The organism is Kocuria sp. GQ42 (assembly GCF_059758435.1).
The window spans coordinates 1-1,001 of sequence record NZ_JCAXEN010000015.1; the positions used below are offsets into that span (position 1 = coordinate 1).

At 72.2% G+C, this 1,001-nt stretch carries 1 protein-coding gene and 1 pseudogene; both read left to right on the forward strand.

What is annotated here, in order from left to right:
* A pseudogene (locus AC6CH6_RS17850) lies at window positions 1-179 on the forward strand (3-oxoadipyl-CoA thiolase); the annotation flags it as partial.
* A complete protein-coding gene (locus tag AC6CH6_RS17855; protein WP_498256161.1) occupies window positions 179-964 on the forward strand; it encodes an enoyl-CoA hydratase/isomerase family protein in 786 nt (261 codons plus the stop codon). The pseudogene AC6CH6_RS17850 and the gene AC6CH6_RS17855, both read left to right, overlap by 1 nt.
* The last annotated feature ends 37 nt before the right edge of the window (window positions 965-1,001 follow it).

A 1,001-nucleotide genomic window follows, 5' to 3' on the forward strand; every position in this document is an offset into this window, starting at 1 on the left:
AGGGGATCGTGAACAACGACGGCGGGGCGATCGCGCTCGGCCACCCGCTGGGCTCCTCCGGCTCCCGGCTCGTGGTGACGCTGCTGGGCCGGATGGAGCGCGAGGGCGCCGACCGCGGCCTGGCCACCATGTGCGTGGGCGTGGGCCAGGGCACCGCGATGCTCGTGGAGAAGCTCTGATGGTCGGGCCCAGCGAGATCCTCGGCGCGGAGTTCACCGCCCTGCGGCTCGAGGAGCGCGAGGACCGCCTGCACGTGGTCCTGGACCGCCCCGCCGTGCGCAACGCCATCGACGCGACCATGGTCGAGGAGCTGCACACCGTGTGCGGCCACCTCGAGCGGCACCCGAAGATCCTGATCCTCTCCGGCACCGAGGTGAACGGCCGGGGGATCTTCGCCTCCGGCGCCGACATCGCGCAGCTGCGGGAACGTCGCCGCGACGACGCCCTGGCCGGGATCAACTCCCGGATCTTCGACCGCATCCACAAGCTGCCCATGCCGGTGATCGCCGCGATCGACGGCTACGCCCTGGGCGGCGGCGCGGAGCTGGCCTACGCCGCGGACTTCCGCATCGCCACCCCGCACCTCACGATCGGCCAGCCGGAGACGAACCTGGGCATCATCGCCGCCGCCGGCGGGCTGTGGCGGCTCAAGGAGCTGGTCGGCGAGGCGGTCGCCCTGGACATCCTGCTCGCCGGCCGGATCCTCGGCGCGGACGAGGCCCTGGCCCTGCACCTCGTCACCGAGCTGCACGAGCCCGCGGAGCTCGTCGGCGCCGCGCACGCGCTCGCCGACCGGATCGGCGTCCAGGACCCCCTGGCCGTGCGGATCTCCAAGCGGGTCTTCGCGGCGCCCCCGTCCGCCCACCCGCACATCGACGAGCTGGCCCAGGCCGTGCTCTTCGAGTCTGAGGCGAAGTTCGACCGCATGCAGGCCTTCCTGGACCGCAAGATGAACAAGAAGTAGGAGCACCCCGACCATGACCGAGAAGCACGCACTGGCC

Coding starts and splice junctions, on each gene's coding strand:
- AC6CH6_RS17855 (WP_498256161.1), top strand. CDS start 179: ATGGTCGGGCCCAGCGAGATCCTCGGCGCGGAGTTCACCGCCCTGCGG.